At 43.2% G+C, this 17906-nt stretch carries 19 protein-coding genes; all 19 read left to right on the top strand.

Features of this window, described 5'->3' with window-relative positions; all coding sequences use genetic code 11:
* The first annotated feature begins 20 nt into the window (after positions 1-20).
* The 19 genes from BRLA_RS15095 to BRLA_RS15010 all read left to right on the top strand — a co-directional run bounded on the left by BRLA_RS15095 (position 21) and on the right by BRLA_RS15010 (position 17901).
* Positions 21-566 carry a P27 family phage terminase small subunit gene (locus tag BRLA_RS15095; RefSeq protein ID WP_003337124.1) on the top strand — a complete coding sequence of 182 codons (546 nt, stop codon included), beginning with the start codon at positions 21-23 and terminating at the stop codon, positions 564-566.
* Positions 559-2241 carry a terminase large subunit gene (locus tag BRLA_RS15090; protein WP_003337125.1) on the top strand — a complete coding sequence of 561 codons (1683 nt, stop codon included), beginning with the start codon at positions 559-561 and terminating at the stop codon, positions 2239-2241. The genes BRLA_RS15095 and BRLA_RS15090 overlap by 8 nt, the downstream gene beginning before the upstream one ends.
* 16 nt (positions 2242-2257) lie before the next feature.
* The gene (locus BRLA_RS15085; protein ID WP_003337126.1) at positions 2258-4405 is read left to right on the top strand and encodes a minor capsid protein; all 2148 of its coding nucleotides are present in this window, start codon (positions 2258-2260) and stop codon (positions 4403-4405) included.
* 10 nt (positions 4406-4415) lie between these two features.
* Positions 4416-4643, top strand: coding sequence for a hypothetical protein (locus tag BRLA_RS15080; RefSeq protein WP_041752269.1), 228 nt, complete (start codon positions 4416-4418; stop codon positions 4641-4643).
* A gap of 73 nt (positions 4644-4716) precedes the next feature.
* On the top strand, positions 4717-7632 hold the full coding sequence (locus tag BRLA_RS15075; protein ID WP_236867858.1) for a hypothetical protein: 2916 nt from the start codon (positions 4717-4719) through the stop codon (positions 7630-7632).
* A 14-nt stretch (positions 7633-7646) separates the two neighbouring features.
* The gene (locus BRLA_RS15070; protein WP_003337129.1) at positions 7647-7985 is read left to right on the top strand and encodes a hypothetical protein; all 339 of its coding nucleotides are present in this window, start codon (positions 7647-7649) and stop codon (positions 7983-7985) included.
* Positions 7954-8481: a hypothetical protein gene (locus BRLA_RS15065; RefSeq protein ID WP_003337130.1), complete on the top strand. Its 528-nt coding sequence runs from the start codon at positions 7954-7956 to the stop codon at positions 8479-8481. Before BRLA_RS15070 ends, BRLA_RS15065 begins: the two co-directional genes overlap by 32 nt.
* Positions 8481-8885 carry a hypothetical protein gene (locus BRLA_RS15060; protein WP_003337131.1) on the top strand — a complete coding sequence of 135 codons (405 nt, stop codon included), beginning with the start codon at positions 8481-8483 and terminating at the stop codon, positions 8883-8885. Before BRLA_RS15065 ends, BRLA_RS15060 begins: the two co-directional genes overlap by 1 nt.
* Positions 8885-9442 carry a phage virion morphogenesis protein gene (locus BRLA_RS15055; RefSeq protein ID WP_003337132.1) on the top strand — a complete coding sequence of 186 codons (558 nt, stop codon included), beginning with the start codon at positions 8885-8887 and terminating at the stop codon, positions 9440-9442. The genes BRLA_RS15060 and BRLA_RS15055 overlap by 1 nt, the downstream gene beginning before the upstream one ends.
* Positions 9443-9444: 2 nt before the next feature.
* On the top strand, positions 9445-9765 hold the full coding sequence (locus BRLA_RS24790) for a hypothetical protein (protein WP_003337133.1): 321 nt from the start codon (positions 9445-9447) through the stop codon (positions 9763-9765).
* Positions 9766-9988: 223 nt separating this feature from the next.
* Entirely contained in the window at positions 9989-11515 is a 1527-nt protein-coding gene (locus BRLA_RS15045) for a phage tail sheath protein (protein WP_041752267.1), read from the top strand.
* Positions 11515-11949 carry a hypothetical protein gene (locus tag BRLA_RS15040; RefSeq protein WP_003337136.1) on the top strand — a complete coding sequence of 145 codons (435 nt, stop codon included), beginning with the start codon at positions 11515-11517 and terminating at the stop codon, positions 11947-11949. Before BRLA_RS15045 ends, BRLA_RS15040 begins: the two co-directional genes overlap by 1 nt.
* Before the next feature lie 12 nt (positions 11950-11961).
* Positions 11962-12309, top strand: a complete 348-nt coding sequence (locus tag BRLA_RS15035) for a hypothetical protein (protein WP_003337137.1) — start codon at positions 11962-11964, stop codon at positions 12307-12309.
* A gap of 2 nt (positions 12310-12311) precedes the next feature.
* A complete protein-coding gene (locus tag BRLA_RS25015) occupies positions 12312-12434 on the top strand; it encodes a hypothetical protein (protein ID WP_272898019.1) in 123 nt (40 codons plus the stop codon).
* Between the two features lie 159 nt (positions 12435-12593).
* A complete protein-coding gene (locus BRLA_RS15030; RefSeq protein WP_236867861.1) occupies positions 12594-15440 on the top strand; it encodes a phage tail tape measure protein in 2847 nt (948 codons plus the stop codon).
* The gene (locus tag BRLA_RS15025; RefSeq protein ID WP_003337140.1) at positions 15440-16036 is read left to right on the top strand and encodes a LysM peptidoglycan-binding domain-containing protein; all 597 of its coding nucleotides are present in this window, start codon (positions 15440-15442) and stop codon (positions 16034-16036) included. The genes BRLA_RS15030 and BRLA_RS15025 overlap by 1 nt, the downstream gene beginning before the upstream one ends.
* A complete protein-coding gene (locus BRLA_RS15020) occupies positions 16029-17171 on the top strand; it encodes a hypothetical protein (protein ID WP_003337141.1) in 1143 nt (380 codons plus the stop codon). Before BRLA_RS15025 ends, BRLA_RS15020 begins: the two co-directional genes overlap by 8 nt.
* A complete protein-coding gene (locus BRLA_RS15015) occupies positions 17168-17518 on the top strand; it encodes a hypothetical protein (RefSeq protein ID WP_003337142.1) in 351 nt (116 codons plus the stop codon). Before BRLA_RS15020 ends, BRLA_RS15015 begins: the two co-directional genes overlap by 4 nt.
* Positions 17515-17901 carry a DUF2634 domain-containing protein gene (locus tag BRLA_RS15010; protein ID WP_003337143.1) on the top strand — a complete coding sequence of 129 codons (387 nt, stop codon included), beginning with the start codon at positions 17515-17517 and terminating at the stop codon, positions 17899-17901. Before BRLA_RS15015 ends, BRLA_RS15010 begins: the two co-directional genes overlap by 4 nt.
* Positions 17902-17906 lie beyond the last annotated feature (5 nt).

The raw sequence follows: 17906 nt of genomic DNA, 5'->3' as shown, positions 1-17906 counted from the left end.
TCTGGAAAGGAGGAAGGGCTATGTCATCGGCGGATTTAACAAGGGAAAGACGTAGTGCCTCACTTAAAGCAAATCGAATAACTGACGGCAGTGTTAAGCATGGGGTATTTCCTTTTCTGAAGTCTGGTGTTCACCCATGCAACAAATGCGTGAAGCGCAACGGATGTGATAGGTTTGAAGAAAATGCAGACTGTTCCTATCTAGCGGATTATCAGGAAAAGATCATTGATAGTGTAATGGATTTGGACATTGTAGGGGAACAAGATCGACCAATGGCGCACTTGTTATCAAAGGATATGGCAGTCATTGCACTTTGCGAAATGTACTTCGCTGTAGAGGGCTTAGTAATCCATGATAAACGAAAGAAATCCCTCAACGCTCAGCCTTTGGTAGCAACATACAACGAAGCAAAAAGACAAGCGCGGCAGACTATGCAAGCTTTGGGATTGGGACCAGCAGCACGAACCAAAATCAACTTAGAGAATGTAAATGTAGTAAAGCAGATGGGTGAGCTTGGCATGAAGCCAAAAGACGAGCCAGAAGGGTTGGAATTCTTAGATGATTGAGTTTGCGAAGGAGATTAAAAGTAAGATCCAATCCCTAGCTAAAAAAAACAAAGAAAAGGCAATAAAAGCACATGACCTTCTAAACGATTTTGAAAGCTTCACTGCTAAGTGTTTAAAGATCAAGACCAAGGAAGGAAAGCTTCTGCCTTTTGTCATGAATGATGCACAACGCAATTTTGCGCAGAAGGTATTTAAAAAATTGCTTGCAGGAAAGCCAGCGCGGTTTATTATCTTGAAAGCTCGTCAGTTAGGCTTTTCTACTGTTACAGAAGCGATCATTTACTATCTAACATCGCTCCAAGAAGCAAAGAACGGTTTTATCGTTGCCCAAGACTCCAAGGCATCAGACAACCTATTTGAAATGTTTAAGAATTACTACGATAATGTGCCTAGCATTTACAAGCCGATGCGGAAACGTAATAACAGCCGGAAGCTTTCATTCGAAAATCCGACTGCTCTTGAATCTCAACGGCAAAAGAATCCCGGCTTAAAGTCACAGATAACCGTTGATACAGCCGAAGCAAGCGTTTTGGCCCGATCAGGAACAATACACTTTCTACATGTATCTGAACTGGCTTTCTGGCCAGAAGCAAAGAAGAGCAAGCACATGCTCGCATTACTTCAATCGCTGTCAGATGCACCAGGGACGCTTTGTATTATCGAATCAACTGCAAATGGATACGGTGAGTATTTCCAGCAGATGTGGGAGAAAGCCGCAAATGGAGACAATGACTTCGAACCAGTCTTTGTGGCATGGCACGAGTATCCAACGTATCGTGAAGAGTTCAGCTCACAAGAAGAACTAGAAGAGTTCTTGGAGAGCATGACAGAAGATGAGTTATTCATTCAACGTAGGTTTAACCTTTCAGCCGAAAAGATGAAATGGCGAAGGTCTACAATCAAGAACAAATGCGAAGGCGATCCGAAACTATTTGCACAAGAGTATCCATCATTCCCAGAGGAGGCATTTCTGGTATCTGGTCGCTCTGTGTTTGATCAAAAAAAAGTGGGAGATAGTATTCTTGCTGCTCCTAAACCGATACGTGAAGAGTTAGATGGTGCTATCCTCATATGGGCAGAACCAGAAGAGGGCGAGTTATACGACATGGGAGCAGACGTTGCCGAAGGACTAGATGGAAACGAGCATGATTCTTCTACCTTTTTCATTTGGAAGCGTAGCACAGGAGAGCAAGTAGCCGAAATGCAGATCAAAGAAGAGCCATATAGTTTTGCGGCACTTCTGAACGAATGGGGTAGGTATTATAACAATGCCTTACTTGGAGTCGAGAGAAACAATCATGGTCATGCAGTATTGTTGGCTCTTATACAAATTCATGATTATCCAAACCTTTATGAGCACAAAGATTACGATGTGAAGGGCAATGTAGATAAACGTGCAGGGTGGCCAACAACTTTGAAGACACGTCCGATTCTTGTGGAGGAGTTTAGAAAAGGGTATGCGGATGGTGATACCAAGATTAAATCGAAAAGGGTACTTGGTGAAATGCGTACCTTTGTAAAGAAAAACGGTAAAGCTCAACACCAAGCTGGATGTCACGATGATATCTTGTTAGCTGCCATGATTGGCTGGGAGATGAGGAAACATCCACATCGAGGTAAAATAAAGCCTGTTGGCTTCTCTATAATGCCTGATTTAGACTCACTATTCGCATAGTAGAGGTGGTGAGATATTGAATATAAAAACAAAGCTATTAGACTTCTTCGGGTTACAACAAAAACAACAGTCTAATCATCAAGACGACAAACGTTCATCTAATGCTGAGTCTCCCCATACGTACATTTTCGATCAATTTAAAGTGGCCACAGATCGGATCACAACAATTCGAGAAGTTCAAAAGCTAGTTAAAACTGATTTACGGTTTAAAATGACAAACTTTCGTATTGCGGCAGATGCCACAAGAGGAGGTTGCCGTGTCATTGTACAGGGGAGTGAAGCGCATCGCTCACATTTAAGAAGTCTAGGAAAACAGCAACCAAAACGGTTAGTACCAGGAGCAAACGTCACACAGCAAGTGATTGATGACTTCATGTCAAGAACAAAGCTTTCTGTGAAATCAGAAGAACATTTACGAGTGTTATTGCGTGACGGTGATCTCTTTCTTAATCCGATAATCGATCTAAGCACAGGACTTATCCTAGATGTTAAACGAGCTCCTGCATTGACGATGAAGCGTAATAGCGACGAATACGGTGATTTCCCAGACTTAGAAAGAGCGTTTAGCCAGATTGATCCACTCACACAAATAAACTCCTTAATGAATGTGGGTCCTCCTAGTACATCACGAACTGACTTTGCACTGTACCAGATGAATCATATTCGCTGGCTTTCTGAAGAAACCGAGCACTATGGTACTTCTCACTACGCTTCAGCACGTAAGACGTACAAGATTCTTGAGAAAATGGAGATGGCTGCTGCGATAAGGCGTGAATTCAGGTCTGTACAAAAGAACAGTCATCATTTCCCTGAAGGAACGCAGATGAAGGATGTTTTGGAATATGCGAGAGAAAATAAACTGATTGACGAGAATGGTAATCCCAAACAGAACGCACATTTGCTCAGTGATTTCTTTGGCACAGCAGAGGTAAAAGCTATTCAGGGTGATGCCAACCTATCTGAAATGGCTGACATAGAACATTTTGATGATCTTTTGTGGCTAAATCTCGGTGTCCCAAAAGCAATCTTAACTTCTGGTCAGAATATTAACCGCGATATTCTAAAAGTGCAGTATCCGCAATACATGCAGTCTCTGGATGTCATGACAGATACACTTGAATACGGTGATATTGGCCCATTCTCAGGATATCGAGCGTTGATTGATTTACAGTTACTTCTTGCAGGAATCAATCCCGATTCAGTTATTTATGATGTAGTTTGGACTGAGAAATCTACGGAAACTATTGCCGAACGATTAGAGCGAGTTCAAGTTGCTTTGGGTAAAGGTGGGGGAACGAAGCTTATCACTACCCTCAAAGCCATTCAAGAAATTTCAAGTGACTTTGATATCGAAGATCCTGTTGAAATGATTGATCAGATAGAAAAAGAAAAGGCTAAGGATTCATTATTAGCACCAAATGTTAAACAAGAACCTGGTAACGAATCTATTGAGGATGAACCAGTTACAGACGTTGCTTTGGAAGATCGATCAAAACTAAAAAAGGCAGAAGTCGAGGCGGAGGAGATAGTCCTTCGTTTTTTTAATGCCGTAAACAAGCGGTTTATCAATTATGAACCTGATAATGAAGGTATAACGGACTCTGCTATCTTAGACTACGCTGAAGATGAGATCCTGAATGCTCTTGAAGAGACGTGGGAGGCCGAGCAAGGAAAGCTACAGCTTTCATTAGTCAAAGCAATGACGATAGCTGGGGTGATGGGTGCAGAAAAGGCTGCTTCCTTACTCGCAACAGAGATTAAACCACGAATAGTTCGTAGTGATATTAGAGAAGATCTGCTTCAGCAATCTACTCAACGAATCAAAGACATGAAAGAAACGACGCTGAAAAGCATTCGAAAAGAGTTGGCAACCGGTTTTGATAATAACCTTGGGTGGCGTAAGATAGCAAAGCGACTAGAGCCTATTATTTTGGACGAGGCACGAGCCAATTTAATTGCCCGTAATGAACTAAGCTGGGCTTACGACCGAATGCAAATTCGTACCTATAAAGGCGCTGGCGTTAAAAAAGTCCAATGTGATGAGGTTATAGACATGCGTACTTGTGATAAATGCCGATCTAGGCACGGTAATGTCTATGATATTGACGCCTATCCTGGTCTTGCCCATCCGTTATGTAGGGTTAGCTGGTTGCCTGTAGATTAAGGGGATAGTGATGAATAAATATCTTGTTTACATCACGGTTGGCGGGCTTATGGAATCGCCAGATTGGAGAGACGTTGATCATGAGGTGTTGATTGCGTCTTCAAAAGATGCTGCTGTTGAGCTTTGGGCAAAAAGAAACAAAAGCCTTAAAGACTTATCGCTTCTAAAAAAAGAAGAGAACGGGAACTGGAGCTATTGGGGTTGGATGATTAGCGTTAACCAGTTGGTTGTAGAGTGAATTTCGAAAGGTGGTGGTTATGTGTGACCGGAATAGTATTCTCATCAAAGATGCAATGAAAGGAGGAAGACGTGTGTTTAAAAATTTACCGTTTGAAATGAATTTACAGTATTTTGCCAAAGCGGGGTTTATACCAGAAGAAGAACCTATTAAGGACGCTTTAAAAGACGATCCCTTAATGCAGCAGATTTTAGATGCAAGCAGCGCCATTGCTCTTCTATCCATAAAGAAAAGTCTGGCCAACACACCACTAACAGAAGTGGACCGTCGTATTTATTACGAGGCAATTGATGCAAGAGCAAGAGCCGATTTTAGCACTTGGTCCATTGAAGAAGCCGCAAAAGAGGAGTCCGGTGAGAAACAGAAGCCGAGTATAGGCTTTACCGACTCAGTTGAACCACTTTTTACTGTTTTAGAAGATAGTGCAGAAGATCAAAGAGAACTTTGTTTTTCAAGAGCTGTGCCAATCATAGACGATGCGGGGAAGTCATCAGGTTGGTACCGGCAGCCTGTTTCCAAAGTTGACGCAATCAATGGCAACAATCGTCTCTATCCAAAAGCTGTTTATCAGGCCGCCCTCGATTCATTAAAATCTACTAATTTTCCATATGCCGGAGAGCACCCACATCCACGGAGTTATAAAGGCTCTGATGGTAGGGTGCTTTTTGATTCTAGTGTACCTAATCAAGCTGTAGTTTTCAGAGATGCCTCTATTGACTCTGAAGGTATCGTCTGGGCTGAATATAAGCCTTTGGCTACAGACATGGGAAAACAGGTCCAAGCGATGTTAGATGACGGACTGCCGATCGGCTTTTCTAATCGTATGACAGGTGACATTGTTACAGCCAAAGTAGAGGGCAAGAACGTCGGAGTTGCAAAGAGACTATCTCTATACACCTGGGACGTTGTATTGAACCCTGCTGAACCTGAAGCTTTCACTAAACCAATAGAACTAACAGATTCGGCTGTAGCGATTATCTTAGATTCACTATCCAAGGAGGATGATAAAATGAAAAAGAATTTCCTTTCAATGTCATTAGATGAACTACGTACATGGAAGAAACAAAATCCTGGACACGATGAAATGGCGGTATGTGATGCTGCTATTACTGCTAAGGAAAAAGAACAGGCCTTAACAGATGAACTTGAAAAGTTAAGACTTGAAAAGCAAAAACGTGAACAACAAGAAGAGGCAAATCAGAAGAAAAAGGAAGCACAAAAAGCTCTTACTGATGCTGTAAATGCTTTGACATACGATCAACATGTTAAGGATGGTTTGCTACAAAAAGGTGCTATTATCACTGATTCTGCAGATGTGGCAGATTTTGTGGAGAGAGAGAAAGCTTTTATTGATTCAATAGCAATTAATAGCAAATTAAATTCACTAGGTTTACCAGGTCGCGCTTCTGTAATTGAACCAAACATCCAAGTTGGAGCTGAAGGTCAACCATGGAAGCCGATCGTTGATAATCTACAAGCAGCAATGGATGATGTTCTTCGTTCTAAAACTGGTTCGATTCCTGATCCAGAGTTGCGCAAAGCAAATCTGGCGATAATGGATCGCGCTTTGAAACAAATGGAACGTGAAAATAATGTTGAATTCAAGCAATACATGAAGAGTCTGACAGATGCGGCAGAGTCCATTAATGACGGTGTAATTACGGACTCTGCCGTTTCTACAACTGGTGATTTTGCACAATCTGCAATCATTAGCAATGCTCTTATGATGCAGTCTTGGCAAGACCTTAATTTCTTGCAGTTAGTAATGGCTGAAGGTTTTGGAGGCACTACGTATAAAATCCCTGTTGAGATTCTTTCAACTGATTTATACTCCCAAGATGATTTGGTTGTTGGCGAATTGGATGGAATCCCTACAGAAGGCGCTACTACTTCGCTGTTGGAATTTAGCGCTGAATGGATCAAACGAGGTACCGTCGTTACGAAAGAAGCAATGGTGGAATTGCAATCCGGCCCATTCCGTTATGATGTTTTGGCACGTAACTTAGCCAACCTTCCAATGCGTTTTCAACGGTATATGGACCAAAGATTTAGCTTAGAAATGTTACATGTAGCCGATGAGTATCAAGCGAAAGAAGTCTCAAATGAAACAGTTGCTTCTACTGAATTTGAAGCCGCAAATGCATCTAACGTTCCGATAGGTTCAAATGCAGCGTTTGTTGCTAAGTTACTATGTGGGCAAACTGCTGGTTCATATAACCCTAAGCTGGTCCCAACTATCGTTCGGCCTCGTAAACGTCAATATATCGATGCAGTAGGTCAAAAACAAACAACTATTGCTAATGACATCGTTATCAAAAAAGGTACGACAACACTAAATCGTGGAACTTGGGACCCAATCACTGGGAAAATCAATAATGGAGATTACGCGGTTGATTTCGAAAAAGGTCGTGTCTATTTTACTGAATCATCTGGTGTAGACGACACAAACCGTCCAACTGTGACTTATAGTTATGCAACAAACGTTTCATTTTTTGATTTGTCAGTCCCTAATGGTGTTGATCCATCCAAGTATTACAATCGCCTCTTGGAGCGTTTTGACTACGAAAAAGCATACATGGGATCTGCACCGCGCTATGTTACACCTGACTTCGCTATTGGTAGCCTAAATGCAATGGTAAATCTAAAAATCTCTGAGTTGTTCTATAAATGGGCATCTCCAGAAGGTACGAAATTGCTACAAGGTCGTATGTGGTTTGCTGATCGAAACGGGTTGAATCTTGGTGAGATCAATGCTCCTTGGGCAGCGGGTGATAGCCGAATCCTCCTTGGTAAGATTAATGCTACTCGTTTTGGCGTTGGTTCTCCAATGCAAATCGAAGGGCCAGAACCTTACTATGATGGAACTGGTAAGCTGACTTCAGCCAAACAGTATTACGCAACGGAGCAAATCAGCATTGCTACACCACTGGTAACTGATAAAAATGGTGTGGTCTACAATCCTCCTTACCGCACCATTAAATTCGTGTAAGGAGTGACGAAAATATGAAGATCAATACAGGCTGCTCCTTTATACATCCGATTTCAGGAAACATGATCCATCCCGGACAAATGTATGATGACCATGTGTATACACCCGTTGATATCCAAAAAACAACTGAGCAAGAAGCTGAGATAACAGATTCCACTGAAGATAATTATCTGACACTTGAGCAGTTTGAAAAGTTAGGCGCAAATCATGAAAAGGAACTATTAATCCAGTTCAAAATAGTAACAGCATCAGATTCCGATTCTGTGAGCAATAAAGAGAAACGGGTTGAGTTGTATAAACAGTTCGTGGAGGCGAATACACATGATGGAGCTGGTGAAGAAGTTACGCTTTGACCTAGGAGACATGGAAGAACCCTTTTTCTATTCTAGCGATGACTTAATCAGTAGATTGACAGAAGCACTTTACGATTATTCTCGCTACCGTCCAAGAAGACGAAAGGGTTTTATAAAGCTAGTACCAGGTGTGACAGAATACAATCTTCCTGAAGATTACCAAACATGGATAGAAGGCTTAGCGGGGTATGAGATTCTTGATCGTACCCTGATAACTCCTGTTACACCTGCTGGCCATTCTAAACTAAGCTTTTATTACTACGCAGACCATACAATTGAAAGCCTTTCAGTAAGAGATCACCGAATTTTACTAGATTACTGCATGGCGAAGATCCTATATGAGATTGTTCGTGAGGGCGCAGAGATCAGCGGCTTAAAACTGGGCAAAGGGCTACAAATTAACTTTGACAACTTTGATAAAATCGCACAAGAAGCAATTTTTCGTGAGAAACGCTATGAACAATCGGTGAAGAAGCCTATAGGGATGTGGTCATAATGAACGCCTCAAAGTTGGCCAAGAAAATCAAACGAATTATTGATCGGCACATCAAGCAAAAGGGCTACGAGGTAGAAGCTGTCTTGCAAACGTTGACGGAAGAACAAACATCTAGCGGGCTTTCAATTATCGATAGAAAACAGCCTGATCCTATAAAAGAAACCATCAAAATAGTTGTTACGGGCCATTCAATCGATGAGGAAGCTACTGCTTTAGGGGATAATCCCGTGCAAAAGCTAGAGTTTATCTCTATTGAAGATGGCACGGAGCCACCTGAAAAAAGAGTAGAAGAAGGAAAGGTTCTCGTTTATGACGGCAAGCAGTTTAATATCCTATTAGCTTCTCCTGCGACTTTAGCGGGTGAGCTTATCATTAAGGAATGCCAAGCGAGGTCGATGTCATAATGGGTGACTTTAACGACTTGTATCGTGTGCTAGGGAATATCCCGCATCTGATGGCGAAAGCAGAGAGGAATACGCTGAAGAAGGGCGCTGCCGTTGTAATGGGTGCAGCTAAAAAGAAGCTGGGAACCTACCAAGGGGAATCAGGCGGGTATAAAGCGTGGGTAAAGCTGAAGCCAGAAACTGTCCGTAAAAAGCACATGTCCAAAACAAAAGCTGGTGCCTTAACACGAGCGGGAAAAAGGTACAAAGAGAAACATGGAGCATGGGGAGCTGGTGGAAATGACGATTCGCCATTAGTTGATTCTGGTAGCTTGCGACAAGCAATTACTACGGACGAAAAACAGATTAACAAAGGCGTTGCATATGTAGGAGTGGCTTCTGGATCATCCGATAGCAAAAAGGGTGATCCAGGAAGCTATGCAGCTGCCCATGAATTTGGATACGAACCTAAAAATATACCGGCGCGTCCGTTCCTACGACCTGCACTCCACGAAAATCGGGATCAAATAAAAGAGATCGCTAAAAAGGAAATAATTAAAAGTCTAAGGAGGCTTTGACGATGAGAGATCCACTTGTGTCGGCCTACACTGCCTTAGAAAAAGCCATTAAGACTGTTCACGGCTCAGGGTTTCTTGTGACTAACGATACACCAAACCCTATCGAGACTAAAAAAAGAGCCCTTCCTGCTGCTAATATCACGTATGTTAGCGGGACATCTGAAAAGGCCCTCATGAGGGAACACCACCCACATGGGGTACTATCAAACGGGAATGGTACTTTTACCGTAGGAACAGAAGCGGTACGGTTTCATTACCTCATTCAATTTCCTTTTTTGCTGAACGGCCAAGCCAAGCACAGCAGTTATCTACCAAGTTTTTAGCTTACATCGAAGCAGAAAATGAGATACCCATCCCTGAAGATAAGTGGGGTGACCTTGTACAGATTTTCATTGCTTCTCCACCTCTACCACCACGTGGCGAGCCTAACCTATACCAAGTGGATGCAACCTATCAATGTTTAGGACAGTTGATCATAGAGGAGCAAGTGAATGCGATTGATGTGAGTAAATTTAGACCAAAAATAATGTAAGGGAGCTGGTCTTGTTGACCATATTACGCGGAGTGACTTCGCTACAGGATTACGCACCTGGTTTATTTGTGAATGAGCTACCTGTGCCTCAAAGCGAAGAAATTAGTACACCACAATTTATTTTGGGTTTTGTAGGCGAATTTGATAGAGGACCACTCAATAAATATATGTTAATTTCTGAAACACCATCGAAACGATTAATTGAAATAGCCGAGCCTATTCTCGGCGCATCTACAAAAAAACTTGCGGGCAATCAATTGCTAGACCACCTACACCATGCCCGTATTAAAAAGGCAGCTTTCGTGCGAGTCTTGGGTAACGGTCACCAAACAGCTAGCTTACATTTGAAAGATCGCCAAGACAAAGAAACAGCCCGTATCTATCCAAAAGCCGGCCCCGGAGAGTACGCAAACATTTTTACTATTGAGGTACAAGAAGGGACTAAAGCAAACACCTTTAAGCTGATCTTATGGTCAGACTTAGGCGGTTTTGAAACTTATGACAATCTATCAAAGAATCCAGAGGATGCTCGTTATGTGGAGAAAGTAATTCAATCCACTAGCGAGCATTTTGTATTTGAAGATGTCAAAGCGGAAAAGGATTTCGACACAACACGTCCAGCAGTCATGGCCAGAACCCAATTGAAGAATGGATCGAATGGGGCTCCTTTAACGGATCAAGACCGTATAGGCTCCTTTGATCCAGGAACCGGTGTCCGGACGGGCCAGAGGTTACTAGGCGTTATTGGAAATATTCTAACGGATGTTGCTCATATTAACTATTCAAGTCCAGAAGTAGACAAAGCGTTGATTGCCCTAAGTGAGAAGCACAATTTCATTGCTTACATTGGGACAAATAACTCCCAAACGATTACTGACGCCTCGGAATATCGAGATCAGTTTGACAGTGATTTTGGACAAATGGTTTATGGCTATTACAGTTCGGTGACTGGCCAACGCATCTCCGGAAGTTGTCTTTCTGCAATTGCACACGTGAAAGGTCAAATAGAAGACTCCGGACTTGCCGTAGAGTGTAACTGGATTGCTGGTACCGATCAAGAACTTGAATTCGAGGACTACCAGGAGCTTTTTACTCATCAAATAGCGGCTTTCCAGCTAAAACCATCTGCTAAAGGGGATGGCTCTTATGCTTGGCGTATGGCTAACGATTACACACTTGCAAAGAACGACGTAGCGGGTGATCCAATTGCTGACAATAAGAATCGAAAAGTAAATCGTCGGCGCCTAAATAGCTGGATTGAGAAGCAATTGGAAGCTGTAGCCGCATCATGGCAAGGGAAAGCCATGACCAAGCCGATGAAAGAAGCAGCAGACATGCGCATTCGTACTTTCTTCGATAACCTAGTTAAACCGACCAACCCATTGGAAACAAGTAAAATCGAAACCTATTCCATTCGGTTTAATCAAAAGGCTCAATCAATCGATCAATTTGTACAAGAGCTGAAAGTCAAACAATATAACACTGCTGAGTGGATTCTATTGAATTATCAAGGCGGTACTAACGTGGAGGTGGATGTTTAATGGCAGAGGCGGGCTTGCTTGGTAAAAAGCTGGTAATTGCGATAACTGATTCGAATGGTAACGTCTTGAAAAAATCACCTGAGATATTGAAATGGTCTGAAGAGGAAATTACGACCGAGGATAAAAAGCACCCTATTGGTGAGGAGACTGAATACAGCACCAGCACGATAGATGGATGGAAAGGCTCATTTAGCGGCCAAGACACGAATGGGGCTTATGATGACATTGTAGATGCTAGGCTTAAATACCAAAAAGAGACGGGTGATACACTCTCTTTTTCGATGTTTACAACTAGAGTCTACAAAGATGGAACGGTAAAAAAATACAAGTTTACAGGCGTAACTTTTAGCGGATTTAAGGCTGATGTAGACGGCGGCAGTAAAGCAGTTAACAACTCAATCAATTGGCATGCGACAGAACGCATACTACTATAGGAGGGCTTACAAATGGAATACGCACTATCAACTGGTAAAAAAATTATTTTTCGTAAGAAGAAAGGCCCGCACCATCTTATTGAACGAAATCTTCTTTCAGCCGTACAAGGTCAAGGAGGTGCAAATTTTGGTGGTCTATCTCTATCAATATTAGTTAAGGCAGTGGTAGGTATTGAAAGTGTTGGCGGTGTAAAAATTGAAGTTCCTGATGATATTGTCGGACTCTTAGAGTTCATGGATCATTTTGAATACGATGAGTGGGATGAAGTAGAAAGTTTAATCCTTACTCCCCAAGAAAAACAAAAGTTTGAGGAAGCAGCAAAAAACTTGCTGGAGAGCCCTGGTTCAGAAGTAGAGTAGAGTTGGCTATGGGCTCAGGTGCAGGTATAACATACACAGAAGCGTTAGATATGGACGATGAAACGCTATTAGCAGCAACGATTGTTGTTAACGAATGGAATGAGAAGAACCCTCGAATGTTTTAATTTGGGGGTTCTCTTTTTGGGAGGGAGGCACCTCTTATTAGTACGATTTTAGATTTAGCTATCGCCATTAGCTTAACTGACCGTGTTTCAAGTGCTTCGCAACGGATTATTAGTCAATTTAAGTTGATGGAGCATGCCACAGATCAAGTACAAAGCAAGATGAACCGTTTAAAAAACATGGCCTTTGGCGGCGGTGCTCTCGCGGTAGGTGGGGTCCTGGCATTTAATTCGATTGCTAACGCGGCAGACGAGGTTGTTACTAGAGCTGGTAACTTACAAGAGATCATGACAGAGATTAAAGCACAGACATTCGGCAAACAGTTGTTTGATCCATCTAGCGCCAACGAAATCACACAAAAGATGAAAGAAATTGAAGACCTTTCTACCCGTTTAGGTTTGGAAACCACTTTCTCGAATCTGGATGCTGGTGAGGTAATTCGCGATCTTCAAAAAGGTGGTTTGCAATACAAGGACATCATGGATGGCGCGGCAGAGGCAACTATCAAGTTTGCACAGCTAAACCAAATGGCGCCAACTGCTGCGGCTGAACTCATGGTACAGACGAGAGCGGGTTTTCAACTCACCGGTCAGCAAATGTTAGAAGCAGCGGACACAGTAACGAAAGTGGCAGCGGCTTCAAGCGCTGGAGCTGAAGATATCAACCGTGGTCTTGGTAATATGGCGGGTGTAGCCTCTCAGATGTGGGGCACAAGAGGAAAGTTTGAACAAGTCATGGACTCTTCAGCCTTGGTAGCATTAACCCGAACACAGACAGCAGAGGGCTCCAGTGCGGGTACATTTGTGCGTAACTTCTTAGAGCGACTTGTACCTCAGACGAAGCAACAAACCGCGTATATGGCTTCTGTAGGCTGGCTAGATAAAAACGACAAATCGCTTTTCTTAGATTACTCAAAGGACCCCCGTGGGCAATTAAAATCTGCCACAGAAATAGCAAAAATTCTAAGGAAGACGGTTGGAAGCAATAAAATTATTGCAGATGAAAAAGCCGTAGAGAAAGAATTCGCCTTAGTCGAACAAGGTATGGGGACAGATAAACTAATCAAGCTATTCCACAAGGTTTTTGGTGAGCAAGGCGGTCGTACTGCCTATACGTTACTTCGATCAGGCGAAGGATCTCTAGAGGAAATTCTTAATAACGTAGATACGCAATTATCCTTAAACGATCGAGTCAAGATGCAGATGGAAAACTTTAATCAGGTAAAAGATACAGCGGGCGAGGCATGGAATACCTTCTTAACCTCCCTTGGATCGCCGTTACTGGAATCAGGAACAAAGTTTTTTGCGTTTCTAAACGACCAGTTATCGGAGGCGGCTCTGTATTTTCAACAACACCCTGAAGTAAGCAAGTACATGTTTGCAATTGCTGGCGGGGTTGCGGCTTTAGCTGGAATCGGCGGTATTATAACCGTTACGGCGGCTTCCTTTGGTGCATTGTCTTTAGGACTAAGTGCGGCCGGCATCGGTTTAGGAACAATTGCTTTGGTAAGTGGAGGAGTCTTACTTGCAATCGGAGCAATAGCAGGTGGAGCTTACTTGATCTACAAGAATTGGGATGAACTCCAGCCCTATGCAAAGGCCGTATGGGATGGGATTAAGGATGCCATATCGCCAGTTGTGGATTGGGTAAAAACGAACGTTATACCTGTCTTTACATCTATCGGTGATTCGCTTGAAGGACAATTTAAGCGGCTAGAGGAATGGGTTGGTACTAATAAGTCGAAAATCGAAGGTTTCTTTGGCTTCTCCCGAAAAACGGAGAGGGTAGGCAACGATCCGGAGGGGAAAGAGGTGCTATCTTGGAAACCACCAAGCTGGCTTAAAGCGGCTGGAGGAATCGCAGCCTTGTTTATCGGGGGTAAGGCTCTTGATAGGACTGTCTCGACGTTAAGCAAGCTAAGAGGGGTAATGAGTGCTGTAGGTAGAATCGGCGGCCCTATTAAGTTCTTTGGTGCTTTTATTCGTGGAGAGGTTGAAATGAAAAAGTTTGGCGGGATTTTCAAAAAGACTTTCGCTCTCCTAAAAAAAATACCTGGTGTTTCAGGCATTACTCGAATCGGTACTGCCTTTTTTGCAGTGGGCAAACGGATAATTGGTGTATTGCCAGCTATCACACGCTTTGGCGGCCTATTTGCGAGAGTGATGGGGGCAAATGCTAGGTTAATAGGGAAAGGCATTATGCAGATCGCTAAACTTGGTGGAAGCTTTGCGTGGTTAGCTGCACGTGCTTTGTGGATGGGCGGACGTGTTGCCTTAGCCTGGGTGATTGGATTAGGACCTGTCGGGTGGATCATTGCTGGAGCAACAGCGTTAGTGGTGGCTGGTATAGCGGCTTGGAACTCTAACTTCTTAGGATTCCGTGACAAAATGACCGCCCTTTGGAAATACATCAAGGAGAAAGCCTCTGCCGTATGGGATTGGCTGTCAAGCCTTCCTTCTGAAGCAGTACAGTGGGGCGAAAATTTAATGAAAATGTTTGCTGAAGGCATAACAAACGGAATCGCATGGGTAAAGCAATCGGCTGAAGATGCAGCGAGTACCCTCAAGCAGTTTCTTGGGTTCTCTTCTCCTACTGAAAAAGGACCTGCTTCGAAGTCCGATAGATGGGCTCCTAACTTAATGAAAATGTTCAGTGAGGGCATTACTGACTCGCTTCCGCATTTACAATCAGCAACAGGAACAGTAGCTGAAGCTTTACGAAACAATTTAAATAAATCTATTGAAGTTGCACCAAAGCTCAGTAGTAAGTTGAGCGATACTGTCCAAACTGATATAGGTTTGTCTGATCACAGCATACGAGTAAAGGGTCCTAGTGAGCTACCTAGATCAGAAAAGGTAGATTTACATTTCTATATCTATCAACAACCAGGGGAAGACACTGAAGCATTCGTTGACCGTGTTGCCAATAAAGTTATACGTAAGATGGGGCGAGATGCTCAAAGAGCTAATATGACGATGGGACGCGGGGCGTTTGGAGGGGCTACGTAATGAGAGTTGTCCTTGGAGGCATAGAATTAAAAACGTTTGAGAAGCCCGATGCAATACCGTTAGGCGGGCAACAAACATTAGCTATTAATCGATTCCCCGGTGGGGATGTAAGCATTCAAAATATGGGACCACAATACCGGCCGATCACATGGACCGGTATTTTTATTGGTCCAGATGCTTATGATCGAATGATCCGGATCGGGAATATGCGGACGGCTGGTAAGCCTATCACTTTTGAGACGGAGAAGTATTCGTTTCCTGTAGTGATTAGCGAATTTTTACCCGATCACAGGACCAATCGACGCATACCATTTTCCATCACCTTAGAACGGGTTATCTCTCAAAAAGGGAGCGGCAATGCTCAAAAGAGTGACCCGATAGCAAAAGCTGTACAAGCAGTAGCAAAAAGTAAACAGGCTTCTACGCAAAAAAAGCAAGCTACAGGTAAGGAGAAATACACCATTCAAAAGGGAGATACGCTATCTGGTATCGCCCAAAGAAAAAAGAAAAAATGGGAAGATATCTACAACAGCAATAAAAAGGTACTGGTTAACGGTCCTCATAAATTAAAGCCAGGATGGGTGATTTATGTTTAGCGATCCATTGATTAATCGAACAGGCCCATTTAGACCTACAGGAACCCCCATTGTAAAAATCATAGTCAACGGAAAGCCGGTACCTCACTGGCTTTCTTTTCGTGTAGAGCTAAACGGGCTAGGCTCCATTGATAATTTTGAGGTTACTCTACCGTGGGAGGTTACGGAGCAAAAACCCGATCATGAGCTCCTCTACAGCGGACCAAGTAAATCTTCACCACTTACAACAGGCCCTGCAATCGTTAGCATTGAGGTGGGGTTTGAAGGAGAAGGCGGTTTACAAAAATTAATAGAGGGTGACATGGACTACCCCATTTGGAATTTCGCTGAAAGCGAGACTGTGACGATAACAGGCAGATCCTACGGAGCAAGAGCCTTTGATTTTAAAGAATCTATCAAAATGCAAAACATGACGGCTAGTGCTGCTTTTAAAAAGCTTGCTGCTCAACACAATTTAAAACCTGTGGTACCTGTAGCGACAGACACTTTTATCGGTGAGTATATCGGGGAAGACCACGCTAATGCAAAGCGGGAGGTATCCCACTGGGATTTTGTTTTGTACCTAGCGCAGAATGAGGGGTTTACCACGCATGTTAGGGGGAAGGAGTGGTATTTTGGACCACGAGAAAAACTGCCGAACTACATGAAAGAACCTGTCATTTTTACATGGGGGCATAACATTAAACCAGGACTTCAAATCGAGCGGGCGCCTAAAGCATCTCGAAATCTAATCGTTGAAGTTATCTCTTGGATACCAGGACGAGCGAAGAAGAGAGGAAAAGGCAATCTCAAGGGACAGCGGATTGTAGAAAAAGCATCTTTTGCAGGCTCCTCATCCGGAGAGAAAAAAACACTGCGCTACTATTACCCCAACGTCACACGAGATCAAGCCCAACGTTTGGCTAGAAAAAAGCTAGAGGAGCTGTCTAAAACACAGGTCTTTGGCTCGTTTCCGACCGATTGGTTTCCCGATGTTCAAATCGATCGACGTATTTCTTTGCGGGGCGTCGGTACGGTTCTCTCACAGGACTACTTTACGTCAAAATTGATTGTCTCAGGGCAAATGGATTCGGGGATAGAAGCCGAAATTGAATTCACCAATTTAGAAGCTGACGACGGAGGTAAATTTGGATGAGGTTTCATGCAGAACAGGAAAAAGCATTTGATCGTTCCTTACCTGGGTCAAGTTTTTCTTTCGCTACGATTAGCGGTGTCAATGAAGAAGAACGCTTGTTAAAGGTTGTTTTGGAGCCATACGGCAATGAGACAGGGTGGTGTCGCGTACTAAAAGACACGTTTTATCCTATTCCAAAGCACAAGGACCATCCAGACCCAGACGGCAAACATACTCATGATGAACATGATCCTCAATGGCCCTATAAACCAGGGCAGGAAGTATTAGTGGGGTCTATTACTGGAATGGGGCATGAACAGTACGTTGTCCTTGGGTTAATCGATCAAGGGGCGGTGAGTGATCAATGACGGATTTTGGGAATGACATTATGATCGCAAATGGTGAGATCGTTTGGAATGGCGATGAAATCGTTATGGTAGAGGGGGAACGCAATGTTATACAGCAAGCGTACCTACGTTGCCAAGCAGATTTAGGAGAAAGCCTGATCTTTCCAGAGTACGGTAGCACATTGAGAGGATACCAAGGTAAGTCATTTACAAGCGAAAGCAAGATAGCAGCCGAATCCGAAGCCACTCAGCGTCTATTAATGGTGGGAGATGGATGGATCGAAGAGGTCTTGCGTTGTGACGTTTCCTTGATCGAAGTCAATGAAAAAAAGAAGATGTTAGTCCAAGCGAAAGTAAAAATCAGAGGGGTAGAAACGCCTCAAGACATGGATTGGAGCTTTTAAAAAGA

Origin of the sequence: Brevibacillus laterosporus LMG 15441, from assembly GCF_000219535.2 — a bacterium.
In the GTDB taxonomy this organism is placed as follows: Bacteria; Bacillota; Bacilli; order Brevibacillales; family Brevibacillaceae; genus Brevibacillus_B; species Brevibacillus_B halotolerans.
This window is presented reverse-complemented; position numbering and strand designations above follow the sequence as displayed.

What these genes read in the sequence shown, in the direction of transcription:
- BRLA_RS15095 (WP_003337124.1), top strand. Translation starts at nt 21, where the DNA reads ATGTCATCGGCGGATTTAACAAGGGAAAGACGTAGTGCCTCACTTAAA.
- BRLA_RS15090 (WP_003337125.1), top strand. Translation starts at nt 559, where the DNA reads ATGATTGAGTTTGCGAAGGAGATTAAAAGTAAGATCCAATCCCTAGCT.
- BRLA_RS15080 (WP_041752269.1), top strand. Translation starts at nt 4,416, where the DNA reads ATGAATAAATATCTTGTTTACATCACGGTTGGCGGGCTTATGGAATCG.
- BRLA_RS15070 (WP_003337129.1), top strand. Translation starts at nt 7,647, where the DNA reads ATGAAGATCAATACAGGCTGCTCCTTTATACATCCGATTTCAGGAAAC.
- BRLA_RS15065 (WP_003337130.1), top strand. Translation starts at nt 7,954, where the DNA reads ATGATGGAGCTGGTGAAGAAGTTACGCTTTGACCTAGGAGACATGGAA.
- BRLA_RS15060 (WP_003337131.1), top strand. Translation starts at nt 8,481, where the DNA reads ATGAACGCCTCAAAGTTGGCCAAGAAAATCAAACGAATTATTGATCGG.
- BRLA_RS15055 (WP_003337132.1), top strand. Translation starts at nt 8,885, where the DNA reads ATGGGTGACTTTAACGACTTGTATCGTGTGCTAGGGAATATCCCGCAT.
- BRLA_RS24790 (WP_003337133.1), top strand. Translation starts at nt 9,445, where the DNA reads ATGAGAGATCCACTTGTGTCGGCCTACACTGCCTTAGAAAAAGCCATT.
- BRLA_RS15040 (WP_003337136.1), top strand. Translation starts at nt 11,515, where the DNA reads ATGGCAGAGGCGGGCTTGCTTGGTAAAAAGCTGGTAATTGCGATAACT.
- BRLA_RS15035 (WP_003337137.1), top strand. Translation starts at nt 11,962, where the DNA reads ATGGAATACGCACTATCAACTGGTAAAAAAATTATTTTTCGTAAGAAG.
- BRLA_RS15030 (WP_236867861.1), top strand. Translation starts at nt 12,594, where the DNA reads ATGAACCGTTTAAAAAACATGGCCTTTGGCGGCGGTGCTCTCGCGGTA.
- BRLA_RS15025 (WP_003337140.1), top strand. Translation starts at nt 15,440, where the DNA reads ATGAGAGTTGTCCTTGGAGGCATAGAATTAAAAACGTTTGAGAAGCCC.
- BRLA_RS15020 (WP_003337141.1), top strand. Translation starts at nt 16,029, where the DNA reads ATGTTTAGCGATCCATTGATTAATCGAACAGGCCCATTTAGACCTACA.
- BRLA_RS15015 (WP_003337142.1), top strand. Translation starts at nt 17,168, where the DNA reads ATGAGGTTTCATGCAGAACAGGAAAAAGCATTTGATCGTTCCTTACCT.
- BRLA_RS15010 (WP_003337143.1), top strand. Translation starts at nt 17,515, where the DNA reads ATGACGGATTTTGGGAATGACATTATGATCGCAAATGGTGAGATCGTT.